This window comes from Fibrobacterota bacterium (assembly GCA_019509785.1).
GTDB lineage: Bacteria > Fibrobacterota > Fibrobacteria > UBA11236 > UBA11236 > Chersky-265.
Genome location: JAEKLQ010000050.1, coordinates 37160 through 53228, shown reverse-complemented (window position 1 = coordinate 53228; position 16069 = coordinate 37160). Strand labels below are relative to the sequence as shown.

Annotated in this window: 14 protein-coding genes; 8 read left to right on the top strand and 6 right to left on the bottom strand. The window is 61.2% G+C overall.

All coding sequences use genetic code 11. The annotated features are described in order from the left end of the window. Positions 1–295: 295 nt before the first annotated feature. Complete coding sequence (locus tag JF616_15245; GenBank protein MBW8889108.1) at positions 296–1114, top strand: hypothetical protein; 819 nt, start codon at positions 296–298, stop codon at positions 1112–1114. A gap of 13 nt (positions 1115–1127) precedes the next feature. On the opposite strand, the gene JF616_15240 is transcribed toward JF616_15245, so the two are convergent. Then, a complete protein-coding gene (locus tag JF616_15240; GenBank protein ID MBW8889107.1) occupies positions 1128–1772 on the bottom strand; it encodes a hypothetical protein in 645 nt (214 codons plus the stop codon). Positions 1773–1916: 144 nt separating this feature from the next. On the opposite strand from JF616_15240, the gene JF616_15235 reads away from it, so the two are divergent. Beyond that, complete coding sequence (locus JF616_15235) at positions 1917–2846, top strand: NAD-dependent epimerase/dehydratase family protein (protein MBW8889106.1); 930 nt, start codon at positions 1917–1919, stop codon at positions 2844–2846. Here the strand turns inward: JF616_15235 and JF616_15230 are convergent. After that, a complete protein-coding gene (locus tag JF616_15230) occupies positions 2812–3849 on the bottom strand; it encodes a hypothetical protein (GenBank protein MBW8889105.1) in 1038 nt (345 codons plus the stop codon). The two genes, JF616_15235 and JF616_15230, sit on opposite strands and share 35 nt — an antisense overlap. A 347-nt stretch (positions 3850–4196) precedes the next feature. On the opposite strand from JF616_15230, the gene JF616_15225 reads away from it, so the two are divergent. From JF616_15225 to JF616_15210, 4 genes are all read left to right on the top strand, one after another. Beyond that, positions 4197–4868, top strand: coding sequence for a DUF480 domain-containing protein (locus JF616_15225; protein ID MBW8889104.1), 672 nt, complete (start codon positions 4197–4199; stop codon positions 4866–4868). Positions 4869–5337: 469 nt separating this feature from the next. Further along, on the top strand, positions 5338–6279 hold the full coding sequence (locus JF616_15220) for a DUF535 family protein (protein MBW8889103.1): 942 nt from the start codon (positions 5338–5340) through the stop codon (positions 6277–6279). 21 nt (positions 6280–6300) lie between these two features. Then, positions 6301–8508 carry a right-handed parallel beta-helix repeat-containing protein gene (locus tag JF616_15215; protein ID MBW8889102.1) on the top strand — a complete coding sequence of 736 codons (2208 nt, stop codon included), beginning with the start codon at positions 6301–6303 and terminating at the stop codon, positions 8506–8508. Positions 8509–8665: 157 nt separating this feature from the next. Continuing rightward, on the top strand, positions 8666–9553 hold the full coding sequence (locus JF616_15210) for a glycoside hydrolase family 16 protein (protein ID MBW8889101.1): 888 nt from the start codon (positions 8666–8668) through the stop codon (positions 9551–9553). Here the strand turns inward: JF616_15210 and JF616_15205 are convergent. From JF616_15205 to JF616_15190, 4 genes are all read right to left on the bottom strand, one after another. After that, positions 9536–10393 carry a metal ABC transporter permease gene (locus tag JF616_15205; protein MBW8889100.1) on the bottom strand — a complete coding sequence of 286 codons (858 nt, stop codon included), beginning with the start codon at positions 10391–10393 and terminating at the stop codon, positions 9536–9538. The genes JF616_15210 and JF616_15205 overlap by 18 nt on opposite strands. Before the next feature lies 1 nt (position 10394). Continuing rightward, positions 10395–11285, bottom strand: a complete 891-nt coding sequence (locus tag JF616_15200) for a zinc ABC transporter substrate-binding protein (GenBank protein MBW8889099.1) — start codon at positions 11283–11285, stop codon at positions 10395–10397. A 13-nt stretch (positions 11286–11298) separates the two neighbouring features. Continuing rightward, positions 11299–12330 carry a hypothetical protein gene (locus JF616_15195; GenBank protein ID MBW8889098.1) on the bottom strand — a complete coding sequence of 344 codons (1032 nt, stop codon included), beginning with the start codon at positions 12328–12330 and terminating at the stop codon, positions 11299–11301. A 122-nt stretch (positions 12331–12452) separates the two neighbouring features. Beyond that, complete coding sequence (locus JF616_15190; protein MBW8889097.1) at positions 12453–12713, bottom strand: hypothetical protein; 261 nt, start codon at positions 12711–12713, stop codon at positions 12453–12455. A gap of 84 nt (positions 12714–12797) precedes the next feature. On the opposite strand from JF616_15190, the gene mtgA reads away from it, so the two are divergent. Then, on the top strand, positions 12798–13826 hold the full coding sequence (mtgA, locus tag JF616_15185; GenBank protein ID MBW8889096.1) for a monofunctional biosynthetic peptidoglycan transglycosylase: 1029 nt from the start codon (positions 12798–12800) through the stop codon (positions 13824–13826). Positions 13827–14026: 200 nt separating this feature from the next. Then, positions 14027–15985 (top strand): glycoside hydrolase family 9 protein, encoded by a 1959-nt coding sequence (locus JF616_15180; GenBank protein ID MBW8889095.1) that lies wholly within the window; start codon positions 14027–14029, stop codon positions 15983–15985. Positions 15986–16069: the final 84 nt, after the last annotated feature.

Below are 16069 nucleotides of genomic sequence, written 5' to 3'. Positions count from 1 at the left end.
CAATGCGCCAAACCGACCCGGACTTTCGGGCTGAGGGCGGGTATTACCACGGAAATAAAACTGCCTTGGCGCCTTTCCATCATCCCCTCCGCGGCCTTCGTTCCGCTCCATTCGCAAACCCATGCCTTCCAGATGTTCCAGGTTTCCGGCTCCTTGCGTTGGGAATATTGAAACGGGAAACGATTTCGCTGAAAAAAGACGCGTAATCGCCGCGGCATTCGTCTAAAATGGGAAGGCCTACCCGCTAGCGCTTTCCGTGCCTATACCCGCCAATCGGCGATAACCAGGAGACCCGATGATCTTCACCAGGACAAACGCATTCTCCCTCGCGGCCATGGCCGCCGCCGCGGCCTTATTCGCGGCTTGCGACAGTTCCCCCACCTCGCCGCAGGCGGGAACTTCCGCCGAAGCCCGCGCGGACTTGCAGGCCATGGCGGCCAAGGTGAAATACTTCGCCCCGCAACAACCGGGTAGCGGCCAGGCGAACGGGGCCGGCAAAGCCGGGGTCGCCAAACGCGGAGCCGGAAAAACCGGCGCGAACAAGACCTTGGTTGACGGTTGCGACCTGGATGCCACCGAATACGAAACCTGGAATACGGATACCACCATCGCCGGCGGCGTAACCGTCCAGTACGACACTACGGTTTCCTACACTTCCGCGGATCAACTTATTTGCAGCTTCGACGACGTGACTGCGTATCAGCTCGCTGCTACCCGCTCCCAGAACGCCATGCTGGAGACGCATATCCATACCCGCACTGATCTACCCGCGGACTTCTTGGCAGGCGAATTCAAGATGACCGGCAGCGGCACGGTCAACTACACCGACGGTTACCTCATCACCATCACCTCGGTGAACATCGTGATCGACTTAGGGCAAGGGATCATGAAAACCTACGTGATGAATTTGGCCCTGGAGAAGGGCTATACCGTGGTCCTGCAAGTGGCGCCAGGGGCAAATCTGATGAGCGACAGCAAGCCCGGCGCGAATGACGTCGAGGTCAGCGGCCCGATCTCCAAAGACGGCGCCGTGGTTGGCTACTTCGAAGTCATGGGGGATGATCGGGTCGTCATCCGCGATGCCGATAAGGCCGTCATCGAATCCCACGGCTGAGCCCGCCACTCTCTTAGGCGCCCGGCTTGATCACGACGTCGGTGGTGATCGAGCCGTAGGTGTCGTAGTTGCGCAGCTTCACCACGCCGTATTCCGGCACGAACCATTCTTCCTTCGTCAGCACCTGGTAACCATCCTCGTTGAGCATTCCCATCTTGACGGCATTCTTGGTTTGCTTTTCGAGCATGGCCTTCTCCTTGATCACCAGGTCGGCAGCCAAGCCTTTCTTATTGGCGTAATCGTGCGCGACGTCGAGGGTGGTATTCGAGGCGCCCTTCGACCAGGATTGCGACTCGATCACGTATGCGGTATAAGGCTTGCCGTTGACCGTGATCGGCTCCGTGCGGCTGACGATGGCTTTCACGTTGTTCAAGGTATGGCTGGAGACGGTAACCGTCTTGCGTACGTTCACATCCCAAATTTCGTAGAAGCTGCCCATGTCGCGCGCCAGGATGTCGGCATTTCGCGCGCCAACGGCCTCGGCACGCTTGCCCGGGCTCGCCTTAAGGAATTTCAGGTCGGCAATCAGCGGGTTGGGATAGGTGAGTACGTCGATGGATATCGTCATGCCGTCGTGGATCTGGAGCTTTTCGTTTTGGCAGAACGCGTTCGCGGCTATAAGAGCAACCGCGAAAGCGGGCAAGGCATGCTTGATCATCTTCCGTATTCCCCGGGTGAAAGGTGGCATGGCGAAGTATTGGCCAGCAGCCTTGGATAAAGGCCCGGCGCTGATTGCTATTATGCCATCCGTAGCCACGCATACATCGGAAAGAGGTCGGCGATGACGGAAAAAACGGTTGGACTGCAAACCATCCTAGGAGCGAATGGAACCATCGGCGCGCCCCTGGCTAAAGAGCTCCGCGCATATACGGATCGCATCCGCCTGGTCAGCCGCAATCCGAAGCGGGTGAATGCGAGCGACGAACTCTTCCCGGCCGACCTTTCCGATCCGGTTCAGGTGGAGAAGGCCATCGCGGGCTCTTCTATCGTCTATCTCATGGTGGGATTCGATTACAACCTCAAGGTTTGGCAGGACCGTTGGCCCAAGCTGATGCGGAGCGCCATCGATGCCTGCATCAAGCATAAGGCCAAGCTGGTCTTCTTCGACAACGTCTACATGTACGATCGGGACGGCTTGTCCCATATGACGGAAGCGACGGCCATCCGGCCGCCGAGCAAGAAGGGGGAGGTCCGCAAGGAAATCGCCGAGATGCTTTTGCAGGCCGCCCGGGCCGGGAAGCTACAAGCCTTGATCGCCCGATCCGCCGACTTTTACGGGCCCGGAAACGAGAAGAGCTTTCTGCTGGAAGTCGTGTATAAGAATCTCAAGAAGGGGAAGAAAGCAAATTGGTTCATCAACGCGGATAAGAAGCATTCTTTCACCTTCACGCCCGACGCAGCCAAGGCTACGGCTCTCCTCGGCAATACCGAAGACGCTTACGGCCAAGTCTGGCATTTGCCCACCGATCCGGAAACGCTGACAGCCAGGGAGATTGTCGATCTATTCGTCCGCGAGATGGGCGGTCCCGCCGGCGTTTCCATCCTGCCTATGTGGCTGCTCAAGCTGCTCGGCATCTTCATGCCCATCATGAGGGAGATGCCCGAGATGATGTATCAGTACGATCGCGATTATGTTTTCGACTCGGGGAAATTCACGTCCCGATTCGGGATGCGCGCCACGCCCTATGCGCAAGGGGTTAAGGTGACGGTTTCGCCTTTGGCGGGGCTTTGATCGCGTAAGCCTTCCTTCCGCGAAGATCATAAATACCCGCCAAATTTCCGGTCCCTGGGTCCAAGGGATTCCCGACAGCGTACCTGCGTTTCCGTGGGGGGGACATCCTGACCTGGGAGACGGGGGCGGAGGGTTTATACAGGTAGACGGAAAGCGGGCTTGTGCCATGATCCACGTAAAGGATCACGCCGTAATCCGAAATGGGGACCTGGAACTGATTGTTCCCGCTTCCATTGCAACTCGTCCCGAATTCGGGTTTGCCCGCCTGCCCGGCGATTTGCGCCCAAGTGTCGGTCATGATATCGAATGTCCACCAGGTGTTATTGGCGAGATTGGTAACGATATAAAGGCCACTAAGCGGATCGCAACTATGCAACGCGCATGCGTTGCCTTCAAGACTGAACGGCGCAGCGGCGAGCCTGGTGAGGGTGAGGTCGGCGGAAAGCCGGTAGGCCCCGCTGCCGTTACCCAACCAAACGACTTTATCCACCGGATTGTACTCGGAAAAATTGTCGTATCCAGTAGTCTGGACCCCGGTGATGGAGGTCCATTGCGAGCCATTATACCAGGCTAATTTACCCTCGTCTCCCATGAACAAAAGCCCGCCCGCGCCCGAATTGAGTTCCGGGAACCAGGTGAGGCTTGGCGTGGTCAGAGCGGAAACAGGGGCGGCCGGCAACAGGGAAAAGGAGGCGCCGTCCCATACGCGGACTTGCGGCTCATCCTTTTGGCCGAAGTAATGCAAACCGGTGGCGGGATTGATGGCATTGCCGTCATAACCATGGCCGGACCCCGTGTATGGCGTGGGAGTGATGGCCCATGTATCCGTTGCCTCGTCGTAGGTAATCATTTTGAAAGTCGGTAAGCTTGAGCAACACGTGCCCGGGCCGCCTATCCAGCGGACCTGCTTTTTCACGGGGTCCCAGACGCCGGAGTTGGTCCAGTACAGGATGCTGCTTTCCAGGTCGAGTGCGTTCAGGCTGGCATTTCCGGTGATTTTCACAAAAGCGTTCTTCGGAAGCGCCATTGCCATATCTCCCAGCTTGGACGCGGTTCCCCTGCTTGTATTGATTAGTAGGATCGAAAATAACATGAGGGTTCTGCGCATAGAAGCCTTCCCTTATTCTGGAAATCCAATCATACTATGAACATGCCTGAGGCTTCGACGCCCCGTACCGTTAAAGGATATCAATCCGCCGGACCTGGCGTTTTATCCAAGCCACGGCCCCACGCTAAAAGTGGGCCTCTCCCTGGTCCGGTTCGCCAAGCGGAGGGAATGAAGATATGTTCTAGCCCCATGCCCCAAGCCTTCCGCCGCCTCATGCCCGATCCCGATCGGACCAACCCCATATGCTGATCGAAACCCTGACGTCCGAAGAAGCCCGCGTGCTCGGCACCCTGATCGAAAAGAGCCTGGCTACGCCCGACTATTACCCCATGACCCTCAACGCCCTGCGCACGGCTTGCAACCAGAAGAGCAGCCGCGAGCCGGTGACGGAGTACGACGAGGACACCGTGGAGTTGGCCCTGGCCGGGCTGAAACGGAAATGCCTGGTGGTGTTCATTCCATATGGGTCGTCGGGCGCCTACAAGTACCGCCATTTCCTGGAGGACGTGCGTTTCAATGCGGACAAGCCGGCCTTGGCCGTAGTGGCGGTTCTGCTCCTGCGCGGGGGGCAAACCCTGAACGAGATCAGGACGCGGGCCTCCAGCTTGCATCCCTTCGCTTCGCCGGAGGCCGCCGAAGCCGTGTTGCAAGGCTTGGCCCGGCGCTCCGAGCCCTGGGCCGAACTCCTGCCGAAACGCCCCGGTTGGAAAGAGGCGCGGTGGCGGGACGTCCTGCAAGCCCATAACGAAGAGGCCTCCGCGCCAGCGGACGAGGCCCATGCGGGCGCCACGACCGTCGCCCCGTCGAAATGGGAAGCCTTCGAAGAACTAAGGCGCGAGGTGGCGGAATTGAAAGAGGCCTATGCGGCGCTCAAGTCCGAGGTCGCCAAGATCCGCTCCGAACTGGGCGGTTGATTCCAGTCGAACCAGACCCCTCCATCCCCTAGGGCGTCTCGGCCCGAAAATAGGATGAAAGCGACTCCATGATGAGCCGCTCTGGCAAATTCATGCGCCTATGGGCATGCCGGAATATTTTGCCTGGCATTCCGGCGCCGGAACCGGTTCGAAATGCTCCGGTACCATCCAAAATAGTGCTTTCGCTCCTATTTTTCCGGAGTTACTTTGAGGCAAGGAACCGATGCAAGTGTCTGGGGGGGCATTGCACTGGTTCCAGTTTTGGTTCAGCTATCCATTTGGCTTTCCTCTTCGTCTTACCTCAGGGTAGTCGGTCCACTTCCGAGAGTATTCAACTGGAGTGAAGGAAATGTCCGCGCCCAGTACCCATCCGAAGGAGAGGTCCATGCCTCCGATAACGACTCAAGATTCTTTGCCCATATCCCAGACAGCGGAGCCCGGGCCGAAATCCGCTCCCCTGGTTCGCCGGATGGGTGGCCATTTTCTCCTGGCTCCCCGGATCGACCTGCGTGTTTCCGATCTCAAGGTTTCCGAATGGACGTCTTTGGGCACCCGCTTGCGCAGCCTGTCCTGGAAACGCCTCCGCCAGGTGGCGAGTTTCATCCCTTGCATTCCGGGATATCTTCGTTTGCGGCGCATCCTCCGGGATACCCGCATGGATCAAGCGGTGCGTATCCAACCGGTGATGGCTTTCAAATTCCTGGGCGGCTATCTCGCCTTGTCCTTCAAAACGGGAGAGCGCCTCCGCATCCTCATCTATCATTACCTCCGGTTGGGCGCGATGATGCCGGGTCTGGCTCATCGGGGGTTTCCCGCGCGCAAGGCGATGCTCTGGTCGCACCGGTGCGAAATGGATTGCCTATCGGTCTCCTTGGCCTTGCCGGGGGCGCACTTCCTGGAGGGCGATCTGTCCTTGGTGGCGTCATGGAACGAACGTAAGCTATACAAGCTTACCTTCAGCTTTATTCCCGGGGAACTGGTCGGCAATGACTTCACGAAAGCCATTCTGATCGGCGGGTCCCAGGGATTTCCGGGAACAGGACCATTATTTCGCCAGGCAGCGAAATCGGCGGGGGAGATCTGCCCTGCCACTTTACTTCTGCTTTCCGTACAGGCCTTGGCCGTTTCCCTAGGCATCCCCTTACTCTTGGCGGTGCCTTCGGCCGAGAATTCGAATGATGCCGTACGGGAGATGCCGGAGCAGGCCCTCGCGCGGTATGATCGATTCTGGGAGACCAACGGCGGCGAGCGGTACGGAAAGTTCTATCGCCTGCCGTTGGACGTAGCCTGGAAACCGATGCACCTGGTGCCGGGGCATCGTTCCCGTACCCGCCGCAAACGGGAATTGAAGCAACGAATCCTCGCTCAGATGCACGCGAACATCGAGGACCTCCTTTTCGTCAGCCGTTGATCCGCACGCGAAGGGCGCCGCATGAATCCGATCCGGGCTCTTCCCTTGGCTCTTTCGGCGGCATTGGCCGCGGCCTATTCCCAGTCCGTCACTTCCGTCACGACGGTCGCCACATTCAATAACATAGGGATCGAAATTGGGCTCTCAGGAGCTTCCGATACCGCCGCCGCGGTTTCCGTCGCCTGGAATCCCGCGGTCTCGCAGCAAGCTCCGCATCCGGGCCATGGCCTTTCCCGCGTGGCAGCCAATCGATTCGCCGGAAGCGTTTTCGGCTTGAGGCCCAACACGGCCTATATGATCCGCCTGCTGGGTAAATCGTTCCCCCTGGATACCCTCTTCCAGGTCACCACCCGCTCCGATTCCTTCCCCGCGCCCAAGGGCGCGACCTACCATGTCGCCGTGAACGGCAGCGATAGCCACGATGGTTCCAGCCTGTCCCAGGCCTTCGCCACCCTGGCGCATGCCGTTTCCTTGGCCAATCCCGGCGCCACCATCCTCTTGCATGTGGGACGCTACTGCGAGTCCGTCACCTTGCCCCGTTCGGGTACGGCGCAGGCGCCGATATGCATCCGCAATGCCCCCGGGGAAGCGGCGGCCTTGGACGGCCGGGACACTTCCTTTCATCCTACCTGGAGTTCCTACGATGCCGGCGCCGGCGTGTACCGCTCCGCTTGCACGGCCCAGCCGGGTCTGGCGTACCGCAACGGCAAGCATCTGTTCGCGCATCCGAGCCTGAAGGATTTGGTGGGCAATACCTGGGGCATGGAGGAAGGGTTTTTCGCCGACGGCGCCTATCTCTACGTCCGCTTTCCGGCGGGGCGCGCGCCCACCGCGGCGGATACCGTGCAAATACCTCGCTTCACCACCGCCCTCACCTTTTCGGGACGGGACTACATCCAAGTGCGCGGATTGGAAATCGCCTACTACGGGCTGGACTCTTATCCGCGCGGAATCTACTGCGACGGCGCGTCCTATAATCTGGTGGACTCCTGCTTCTTCCACCACAGCGTGGTAGGCGTGGCCTTGAAACGGGGTTGCCGCTTCAATACCGTGCAACGTTGCGAATTCACGGAGACGCCCATCGACACCTGGAACTGGAGCGCCGTCAAGGAAGGCACGGACTACTACGAGGCCGGCGGCGTGGTGGTTTACGGCAGCCCGACCGCCAATATCGGGAACGTGATCCGCAACAACCATTTTTCCCATCTCTTCGACGGATCGCATCTGTATTCGGACGATGCTTCGGGCCCGACCAGCAACCTGGATTTCCACGGCAACCTTCTCGAGTTCCTCAACGACGACGGCATCGAAACGGACGGGGCCGGGACCAACGTCCGGATTTACGGCAACGTCTTCCGGAAATTCCTGACGGGCATCTCGGTGGCGCCGGCGCAGGGCGGGCCGACCTATATCATGCGCAACTTGCTGACCGGCTGGGAAACGCATAGCGGCTATGTCGGGTATCCCGTCAAGTTCAACGTGGACGGCTCCATGACCACGGATTGGGTGTACCTCTACCATAATACCTGCCAGACATCGGTGGCCGGCCAGCCGGGCTTTTGGTTCAAGCAATACAGCGCCTGGAACCATATCGTTTCCCGCAATAACGTTTACGCCGGAACCGATTATGCCTTGCAAAGCGGCTCCAGCCAAAACCCGGTGGATTTCGATTCCGATGACTTGTTCACGACGGCAACGGGCAAGGTGGCGCAATGGTCCGGATCCAACTTCGCGAGCCTTTCCGCCTTTTCCAAAGCCACGGGACAGGAAGCGCACGGGTTGAATGCCGATCCGGAATTCGCCGCCGTCGGCACGGATTATCGCCTGGCCGCGGGCAGCCCGCTGATCGATGGCGGAGCCATCATTCCCGGCGTGAATGATGATTTCATCGGAAAAGCGCCCGATATCGGGGCCTATGAATACGATGCCCAAGCGGAGATCCGCCGGGGCCGCAAGACCGCGGCCGGGCCCGAACGGATGCCGGTCATCACCATAACACGCTCGTTACCCGGAGGCGCTACTTTAAGATTCGACTGCGGCGCCCTCGCGGATCCCAAAGCAACCTTGAGTCTGTATGCCTTTTCGGGAAGGAGATTGGGCCTTTACCGATTGCGCGCGGGTATAAACCGGATCCCGGTGCGAATCGGGCCCGGAAACGCTGGTTTGGGATTGGCGGTCTTGGAGCGGGACGGAAAACGCTTCACAAGCCCTATTCTCCCCCTGCCATAATCCATACGCCGGGTTCTATTTAAAACATCAGACACGGGGAGCCCTCTCCCGGGAGGTATCGACGGTACAAACGAAAACCGGGGTAAAGAAAGCCATAGTCGGCATTGCCTTGCAGGCGTGCGTAGCGCTCCTTTCCCGAAGCCCCCTGGCGCAACCGTTGAACGGATGGAAACTCGTCTGGTCGGACGAATTCAACGGCGCCGGCTTGGATGCGAGCAAATGGGCGCTGGAACTCAATGAGGGCGATCCCGGGGCGGCTACCTATACCAATCGCTCCCAGAACCTGTCCGTCTCCGACGGAAACCTGACGCTACAGGCCCAGAAGGAGAATTACGGCGGCAAGCAATTCACCGCCACGCAGATTTCGACGCGGAACAAGGGCGTATGGAAATACTGCCGCATCGACGTCCGCGCCAAGCTGCCGTACGGGCAAGGCATGTGGCCGGCGATTTGGATGATGCCGAATGCGCCCGTGGCGTACGGCAGTTGGCCGCGTAGCGGGGAAATCGATATCATGGAAAACCTGGGGAACAATACGCGCTTGACCTATACGACACTGCACTACGGGGCCGGCAACCAGTCCATCCAGGGAACCTATACCGCCCCCGCCAACCAAACCCTATCGGATACCTTCCACGTCTATACCATGATCTGGGACTCGACATCCTTCAGTTTCACCCTGGACACTACGCATACCTATTACAGCCCCAATAAATGGTCGCCCGATAACCTGGCGTTCCCCAAGCCTTTCGATCAACCGTTTTTCCTGATCCTCGATCTGGCCGTCGGCGGAAGTTGGGCCGGGCCTCCCGACAGCGCCACGGTATTCCCGCAAAAAATGCTGGTCGACTGGGTGCGCGTTTACCAGCGGGACGGCTCGGCATCCGTCCGATCCTCCGGAGCGCAAGCCAAAATCACCGCCAATCCGTCCCTGCCCTACGGACCCGTCTCCCGGCGGACATGGGCTGGGGATGCCGTGGGCCTGCCCGGGTTTTTCGACGGCCTGGGCAGGAAATCATCTTCGGATTTATCCAGCCCTCCCTGAAGCCGCCCCTCCCCGCACCCGCGCCACCACCCCGGCGATGGCCAGGAACAGGATGAAGGCCGCCACGATGGTCGGCCCGGCCGACCAGTCCAGGCGCAGCGAGGCCTCCAGCCCGGCCAGGCAGCCTACTGTTCCGAAACCCCAACCGAACGCCACCCGCTTCCAGGCCCCGACCGCGGCTTTCCCGGGGAACGCCAGCAGCGAGGCCAACGATGGCACGATGAGGAAGGCGAACACCAGTAACACCCCCGCTACCCGTACCGAGAAGGTTACGACCAAGCCGAAGGCGGTATAGAACACGAAGTCCCAGAACCACAGCTTATAGCCGCGGGCCCGGGCCTCCTCGGGGGCCTCGGTGATGGCGAAAAGGGGCTTCCGGGCCAGGAACAGGATCACCCCCACCACCGCGAAGATGGCGGCGGCCAGCCCCAAGGTCCGGGGCGAAACCGTGAGGATGGATCCGACCAGCATTTCCTTCAGCTCTTCCGATCCCGTGGCGGACTTCTCGAGCACGATCAGGGACAGGGCCATGGCCCCCGCGTAGGTCACCCCGATCAGGGCTTCGATGGGCAGCGCCTTGCGCCCGCGGAACCAAGAGAAGAGCCATGCCCCCATGAAGGTGAAGCCCAAGGACAATAGGAAGGTGGCGAGCGGGCGGGTTTCGCCCCAGCCGATCAGGAAGCCCACGCAGGCGCCGAGGGACGCCACCTGGGCCAGGGCCAGATCGACGAAGATGACTCCGCGCCGCACCACGTGGTATCCGAAGAAGCTGAGCACGCCCGTCAGCAGCAGGCAAAGCCCCAGGGCCGAAAGCGCGAATGGATATTGCAGCAGCAGCACGTCAGCCCCCCGCCCCGGCCAGGCCGGCCACGATGACGTCGAAGTGCTTCAGGTAATCGTCCGCCCCGACGCCATCGCAGGAAGGCGTAAAGCGATAGACCTTGATGCCGGTCTGGCGCGCCAGGAAATCCGGATCGGAATCGCCGTAGTACGGCTCCTGGATCAGGATCTTCGCCTTCTCGGATTTGATCTTTTCGATCAACTCTTGCAAGTGCTTGGCCGTAGGCGGGATGCCCGGGAACGGTTCCACGTAACCGGCGATGCGCAGATCGAAGGCCTTGGCGAAATAGACCCAGGAGGAATGGTAGGTGATGATGGCGGTTCCCTTCAGGCCGGCGAGGCGGGCATGCCAATCCTGGTTACGCTTGGCGCATTCCTCGTCGAACTTCTTCTCGTTCGCCGCGTAAAGGTCGGCATGCTTAGGATCGGCCTTGGACAGCGCCGCGCGCACGTGCGAAGCGATGACCGGACCGTTGGCGGGATCGAGCCAGTAGTGCGGATTCCCTTGCGGATGCACGTCGCCCTGGGACGCGTCCACCTTGCCCGTGGGCTTCTCCAGCACTTCGACGCCGCCGGAGCAATCCTCCACGATCAGGTCGGTATTGCGCGAGCCCTCGATGATGGCGTCGGCCCATTGGTCTAGGGCCAAGCCCACCTTCAGGAAGACGGCCACCCGCGAAACCTTGATCATGTAGGAAGGCAGAACCTCCACGAAGTGCGGGTTGGAATTGGCCTTGGCCAGGGAGAAGACTTCCACCTCGCCCCCGCCTACATAGGAAGCGATGGAGGCCAGGTCGGGCACCGAAGCCGCGACCTTGACCTTGGCGGACACCGTCGCCGCAGAGCCGATGAGGGCCAGCGTGGCCAAGAAATATTTCCGGATCGTATTCATTTTTCCCATCCTCCTAGAATTGGTGGGCCTTATGGGGCCCCATGCTGAAGAGTAGCTGTAAAGTTACGGTATCATACGCGTTTCCCCCGTCCGGAAGGAAGCGCTCGTAGGCGAGGCGGAGCAGGGTGCTTTCCTCCAGCACGGCGTAGCCCAGGAAGGCCCGCGCCGCCCGATCGTTCCTGTCGGTATCCCCTTCCCGCTGCCATTGCTCCAGCAAAAATCCCCCGTTCCATCGCGTATGGTAGCGGTAATCCCCGAAGGCGTAGATGCCGGCCCTATCCTCCGCCTGCCCGCCCGCGTGCGAATGCTTAAAGATGCCTTCCGCCTGCAAGGTCAACTGTGACGCGCCTTCCAGGTAGAACTTCGCCTTCACGTCCGCGCCCGCGAGCCAGGTCCGCGAATCCGGACCCAGGCTGTCGACGCCGGTCGCGCCGGAAATCCCCGTCTCCAACGCGCCTTTCTCGCCCAACAGGAAATCGTTGGCCCAGCGTCCCAGACCGCCCAGGCGCGTGCCCGCTTGCCCCTCATGGAAGGACTTCCCTTCGATGACGTCGGCGGTCAGGGTGGAAGCCCAATCGCCGGGCGTGGGCAACAGATCGGAAACCTCCACCGCGGTCTCATTGAAGCCTTCCTCCCCGAAGAGCAGGGATTGGACGCTGCGCGGCGGATCGATGAAGGGCAAGGCATGCGGATGGGTGGGATTGATTTTCCCGAAGGGAAGCCGGTATTTGCCCGCCTTCATGGCCAAACCCCAAGGCATGCCCCGGAAAACCGAGGCGTAAGCCTCTTCGATGCCGATGCCATCGGGCCCGCCCGATAGGGTGAACCACCCTTTGATGTACGGGTTGAGGGCCGCGTCGAGTACGATCTCGGCCTCGCCCAGCTTCAAGGTGGGATCCTCCTTATCGGGTGAGGCGGGATCGTTCGTCCAGCCGCCCAGGACTTGGCCTAAGGCGGAAAGATCGGGATTGGTGACGCCGGCCATGGCGGGCCGGAACAGGCAGGCGGCGCACAGGGCGGCGCCCGCGTAAAGCCAAGATCGCATAGGACCTCCGGAATTGGATTTTTACCTGAATGGCAGAGGGATAAGGGTAACACTAGCGTTACCATGCGCAACGTGTTCGTCCGCATAGTGCGGAGACGAAGGCGCTCAGAACCGGAGTGGAATCAGGCGGAGGGCGGGGCCCGGGAGGCGAAGGGCGGGTGGCGGGAGGCGAGGATGGGCGCCCATACGGCCTCGATGAGGGCGATATGGAGGTCCATATGCGCGAGGCAAACGGAGGCCTCGGGCGCCAGGTAGGCTTGGTGGCTGACCTGGCAGAGCTGGCAGGAGGAATGCGATTCCGCCTCCCGGCTCCCGTCCGCATGGCGATGGGAGGTACTCAGATAGCCGAGTACGCCGAAGAGATACAGCAGGAAGGCGCCCAAGAGGGCTCTCCGCGTGTTCCTGGAAATCGGCAAGGCCCGGCGCATACCTGGCCGAGAATATAAACCTAACTTTGCTCCTTGACCATGCCACGGAAACCCAAAGGTCCCTCCATATTCTCCGGTAAGACGGGGGGAAAAGGGGGGAGCGGCAAGGGGAAACGCCCGTGGTACCTGGTTCCCCTGCGCTGGCTGCGGTATAGCGTACTCCTTTTCGCGGCGGCTTCGGTCGCCAGCGTCCTTTTGTTCCGTTTCGTTCCCGTTCCCTTCACGCCCTTGATGTTGATCCGCCTCGCCGAGCAGAAGTCCGAAGGCAAACCCATGCGTCTGGAGAAATCCTGGCGCTCTCTCGATAAGATGTCGCCGCGGCTGCCGGAAGCGGTGGTGGCCTCCGAGGACCAACGCTTTTTCCTGCACCGCGGGTTCGATTGGGACGCCATCGGATCGGCCTTCACCGCCAACGGCCGCGGCCGGCGTAAGCTGGGAGCCAGCACCATCAGCCAGCAGACGGCCAAGAACGTGTTTCTATGGCCCGATCGCACCTGGCTGCGCAAAGGACTGGAGGCGTATTTCACCGTCCTTATCGAAACCCTGTGGCCCAAGCGGCGCATCCTCGAGGTCTACCTGAACGTCATCGAAACGGGCGATGGCGTTTACGGGGCCGAAGCCGCCGCGCGCCGCTACTTCCAGGCTCCCGCCTCCGACTTGAACGGCCCCCAAGCGGCCCTCATCGCCGCGGCGCTTCCCAATCCCCGGGTCTGGTCCCCGGCGCGCCCTTCCGGATACCTGTTGCGCCGCCGCTCTTGGATCCTTAGGCAAGTGGATCACCTGCCTCCCCTTCCCTGGGCCGCTGGCGCCCCGCGCCCCGTTCCCCAAGCGTCTTCCCGGCCCCGGGGTAGCGCGCGCGATACCTCCGGCCCGCAGGGGATCCCGGCCCGGCCGCCGAATGCGCCCGCGCCTGGTGCGCCCGCACCGGGTGCGCCCGCGACCGATTCGCCGGCCTCCCAGGAAACGCCCGCGGAATCGACGGGAGGTCCCGCGCTTTACGATCCCGAGCCTTTGCCGGATGACCCGGAACCGGGAGCGCCGGTTCCGCCCGACGCGAATCCGCATTAAGAATGCCGCGAAAACCCAAAATCCCGACCTGCCTGCAAACGATCCCGGCCCGGTCCGACACTAAGCGGGAGTACAGCGAATCAGGAGTCAAAATGGGGTATGGTAGGGGGTGTCGCTCTTTCCGGGCGACGTTGATTCGAACGGGCATCTTTTGCGTCGGGCTGGCGGGCGCGTCCGCGCACCGAACGGCGGCGGCCTCCATGCCGGTTTCCCCGGATATCCGCGTCAATCAAATCGGTTTCCATCCCCAAGATCCCAAGAAGGGAGTGGTCGTCAACGCGGGCGCCGCGACGCGTTTCTTCGTGGCCACGCCCAATCTTTCCGACACCGTTTTCCAGGGCGATCTCGGCCCGGAGAAGACTTGGGCGCCATCGGCGGAGGCCGTGCGCTTGGCCGACTTTTCCGCCGTGTCCAAACCGGGAGAATACGTTCTGGGCGTGAACGGGAAGGGCGTCTCTTACCCTTTCGTTATCGATCCCCATGCCCACGTCGAGACCGTCCGCGGAGCCATCCGCGGCTTCTATTACCAACGCGCCTCCTGCACGCTGGCTTCCGCCAACGCGGGGAAATGGGCCCGCAATCCGGGCCATCCCGACAACCGCGTCGCCGTACATGGCTCGGCGGCCAGCGACGCCAGGCCGGAAGGAACCATCATCTCGGCGGGCAAAGGCTGGTACGATGCCGGGGACTATAACAAGTACGTCGTGAACAGCGGCATCTCCACCTATACCCTATTGGCGCTGTACGCGCACTATCCCGCCTTCTTCGATACCCTGAAATTGAACATCCCCGAAAGCGGCAACGCCATTCCCGATTTGCTCGACGAAGCCTTGTGGAACCTGCGCTTCATGCTGGCCATGCAGGATCCCAACGATGGCGGCGTTTATCACAAGCTGACTACGGCCGAATTCTCCGCCTTCATCATGCCGGAAAACGACGTCGCCAAGCGCTTCGTGGTGAAGAAATCGGTGACCGCGACCCTGGATTTGGCCGCGACGGCCGCCTATGCCTCGCGCCTGTTCCGCAAGTTCGACGGGCCCCTGCCCGGTTTCGCCGACAGCGCCCTGGCGATAGCGCGTAAAGCCTGGGATTGGGCCCGCCTCCATCCCGGCCAATACTATCGCCAATCCGATATCAACAAGAACTTCACGCCAGCCATCAACACCGGGGAATACGGCGACAACAGCGCGGTGGATGAATTCTTCTGGGCCGGCGCGGAACTCTATCTCGCCACCCGCGAGGATTCGTTCTACGTGGCCGCGGCCCCGGGCGCGCTTCCCGCCACCTTTTCCGCCCCCAGCTGGTCCAACGTGTTGGCGCTCGGGATCTATAGCCTGGCGGACGCCAAGGATGATGGCTACGCCAAGATCAACGCCGACACGCTTAAGAAGATGCTCGCGACCGCCGCCGGGCCCATGCGCGCGCGCGCGGATACCAACGCATACGCCGTCCCCATGGGCAGTAACGATTTCTATTGGGGCAGCAATTCCGGGGACGCTAACCAAGGCATGCTTTTGCTGCAAGCCTTCCGGCATACGGGCGATTCCACCTACCTATGGGCCGCGGTCAGCGCGCTGGATTACCTGTTGGGACGCAATGCGACCGGCTATTCCTTCGTGACCGGCTACGGGTCCAATACCCCCATGTTCCCCCATCACCGGCCTTCCGCCGCCGACGGCGTCCGCGAACCGGTACCAGGACTTTTGGTCGGCGGATCCAATCCGGGCCAGGAAGACAAAACCCCCGGTTATCCATCCATCATCCCCGCCCTCTCCTACCTGGACGACCAGAATGCCTACGCTTCCAATGAGATCGCCATCAACTGGAACGCGCCTTACGCATACCTTTCGGGGGCCTTGGAAGCCATCCTGGGCTCGGGCGTAACGGCCATCGGCATCCATCCCCATTCCTCTCCGGCCCGGGCCGAAGCCTTTTTGCACTGGGAGAACGGCCGCCTCGCCCTGGAGTTGCCCGTGGGCTGGACCGGTAAGGTGGACTTGTTCGATCTCCGGGGCGCCAAGGCCAATCCCAAGGCGGCGGACACGGCGGGTGGATTGCGGCTGTACCGCCTGATAGCCCGCGATCGCGCGGGGCGAATGGTCCAGCGGAGCGGGACGATTTCCCTTTTCTCGACCGCGCGGGTGGCGCTGGCGCGCTAGCGTCCGCCTTCGGCACGGGTCCAGGTACGGGCCTGGACCGTAACGACGCTTCCCGGGAATTTTGGGGCGATGGGACGTCCGGGC

What these genes read in the sequence shown, in the direction of transcription:
- JF616_15200 (MBW8889099.1), bottom strand. Translation starts at nt 11,285, where the DNA reads ATGAATACGATCCGGAAATATTTCTTGGCCACGCTGGCCCTCATCGGC.
- JF616_15180 (MBW8889095.1), top strand. Translation starts at nt 14,027, where the DNA reads ATGCCGGTTTCCCCGGATATCCGCGTCAATCAAATCGGTTTCCATCCC.
- JF616_15215 (MBW8889102.1), top strand. Translation starts at nt 6,301, where the DNA reads ATGAATCCGATCCGGGCTCTTCCCTTGGCTCTTTCGGCGGCATTGGCC.
- JF616_15220 (MBW8889103.1), top strand. Translation starts at nt 5,338, where the DNA reads ATGGGTGGCCATTTTCTCCTGGCTCCCCGGATCGACCTGCGTGTTTCC.
- JF616_15225 (MBW8889104.1), top strand. Translation starts at nt 4,197, where the DNA reads ATGCTGATCGAAACCCTGACGTCCGAAGAAGCCCGCGTGCTCGGCACC.
- JF616_15195 (MBW8889098.1), bottom strand. Translation starts at nt 12,330, where the DNA reads ATGCGATCTTGGCTTTACGCGGGCGCCGCCCTGTGCGCCGCCTGCCTG.
- JF616_15245 (MBW8889108.1), top strand. Translation starts at nt 296, where the DNA reads ATGATCTTCACCAGGACAAACGCATTCTCCCTCGCGGCCATGGCCGCC.
- JF616_15240 (MBW8889107.1), bottom strand. Translation starts at nt 1,772, where the DNA reads ATGATCAAGCATGCCTTGCCCGCTTTCGCGGTTGCTCTTATAGCCGCG.
- mtgA (MBW8889096.1), top strand. Translation starts at nt 12,798, where the DNA reads ATGCCACGGAAACCCAAAGGTCCCTCCATATTCTCCGGTAAGACGGGG.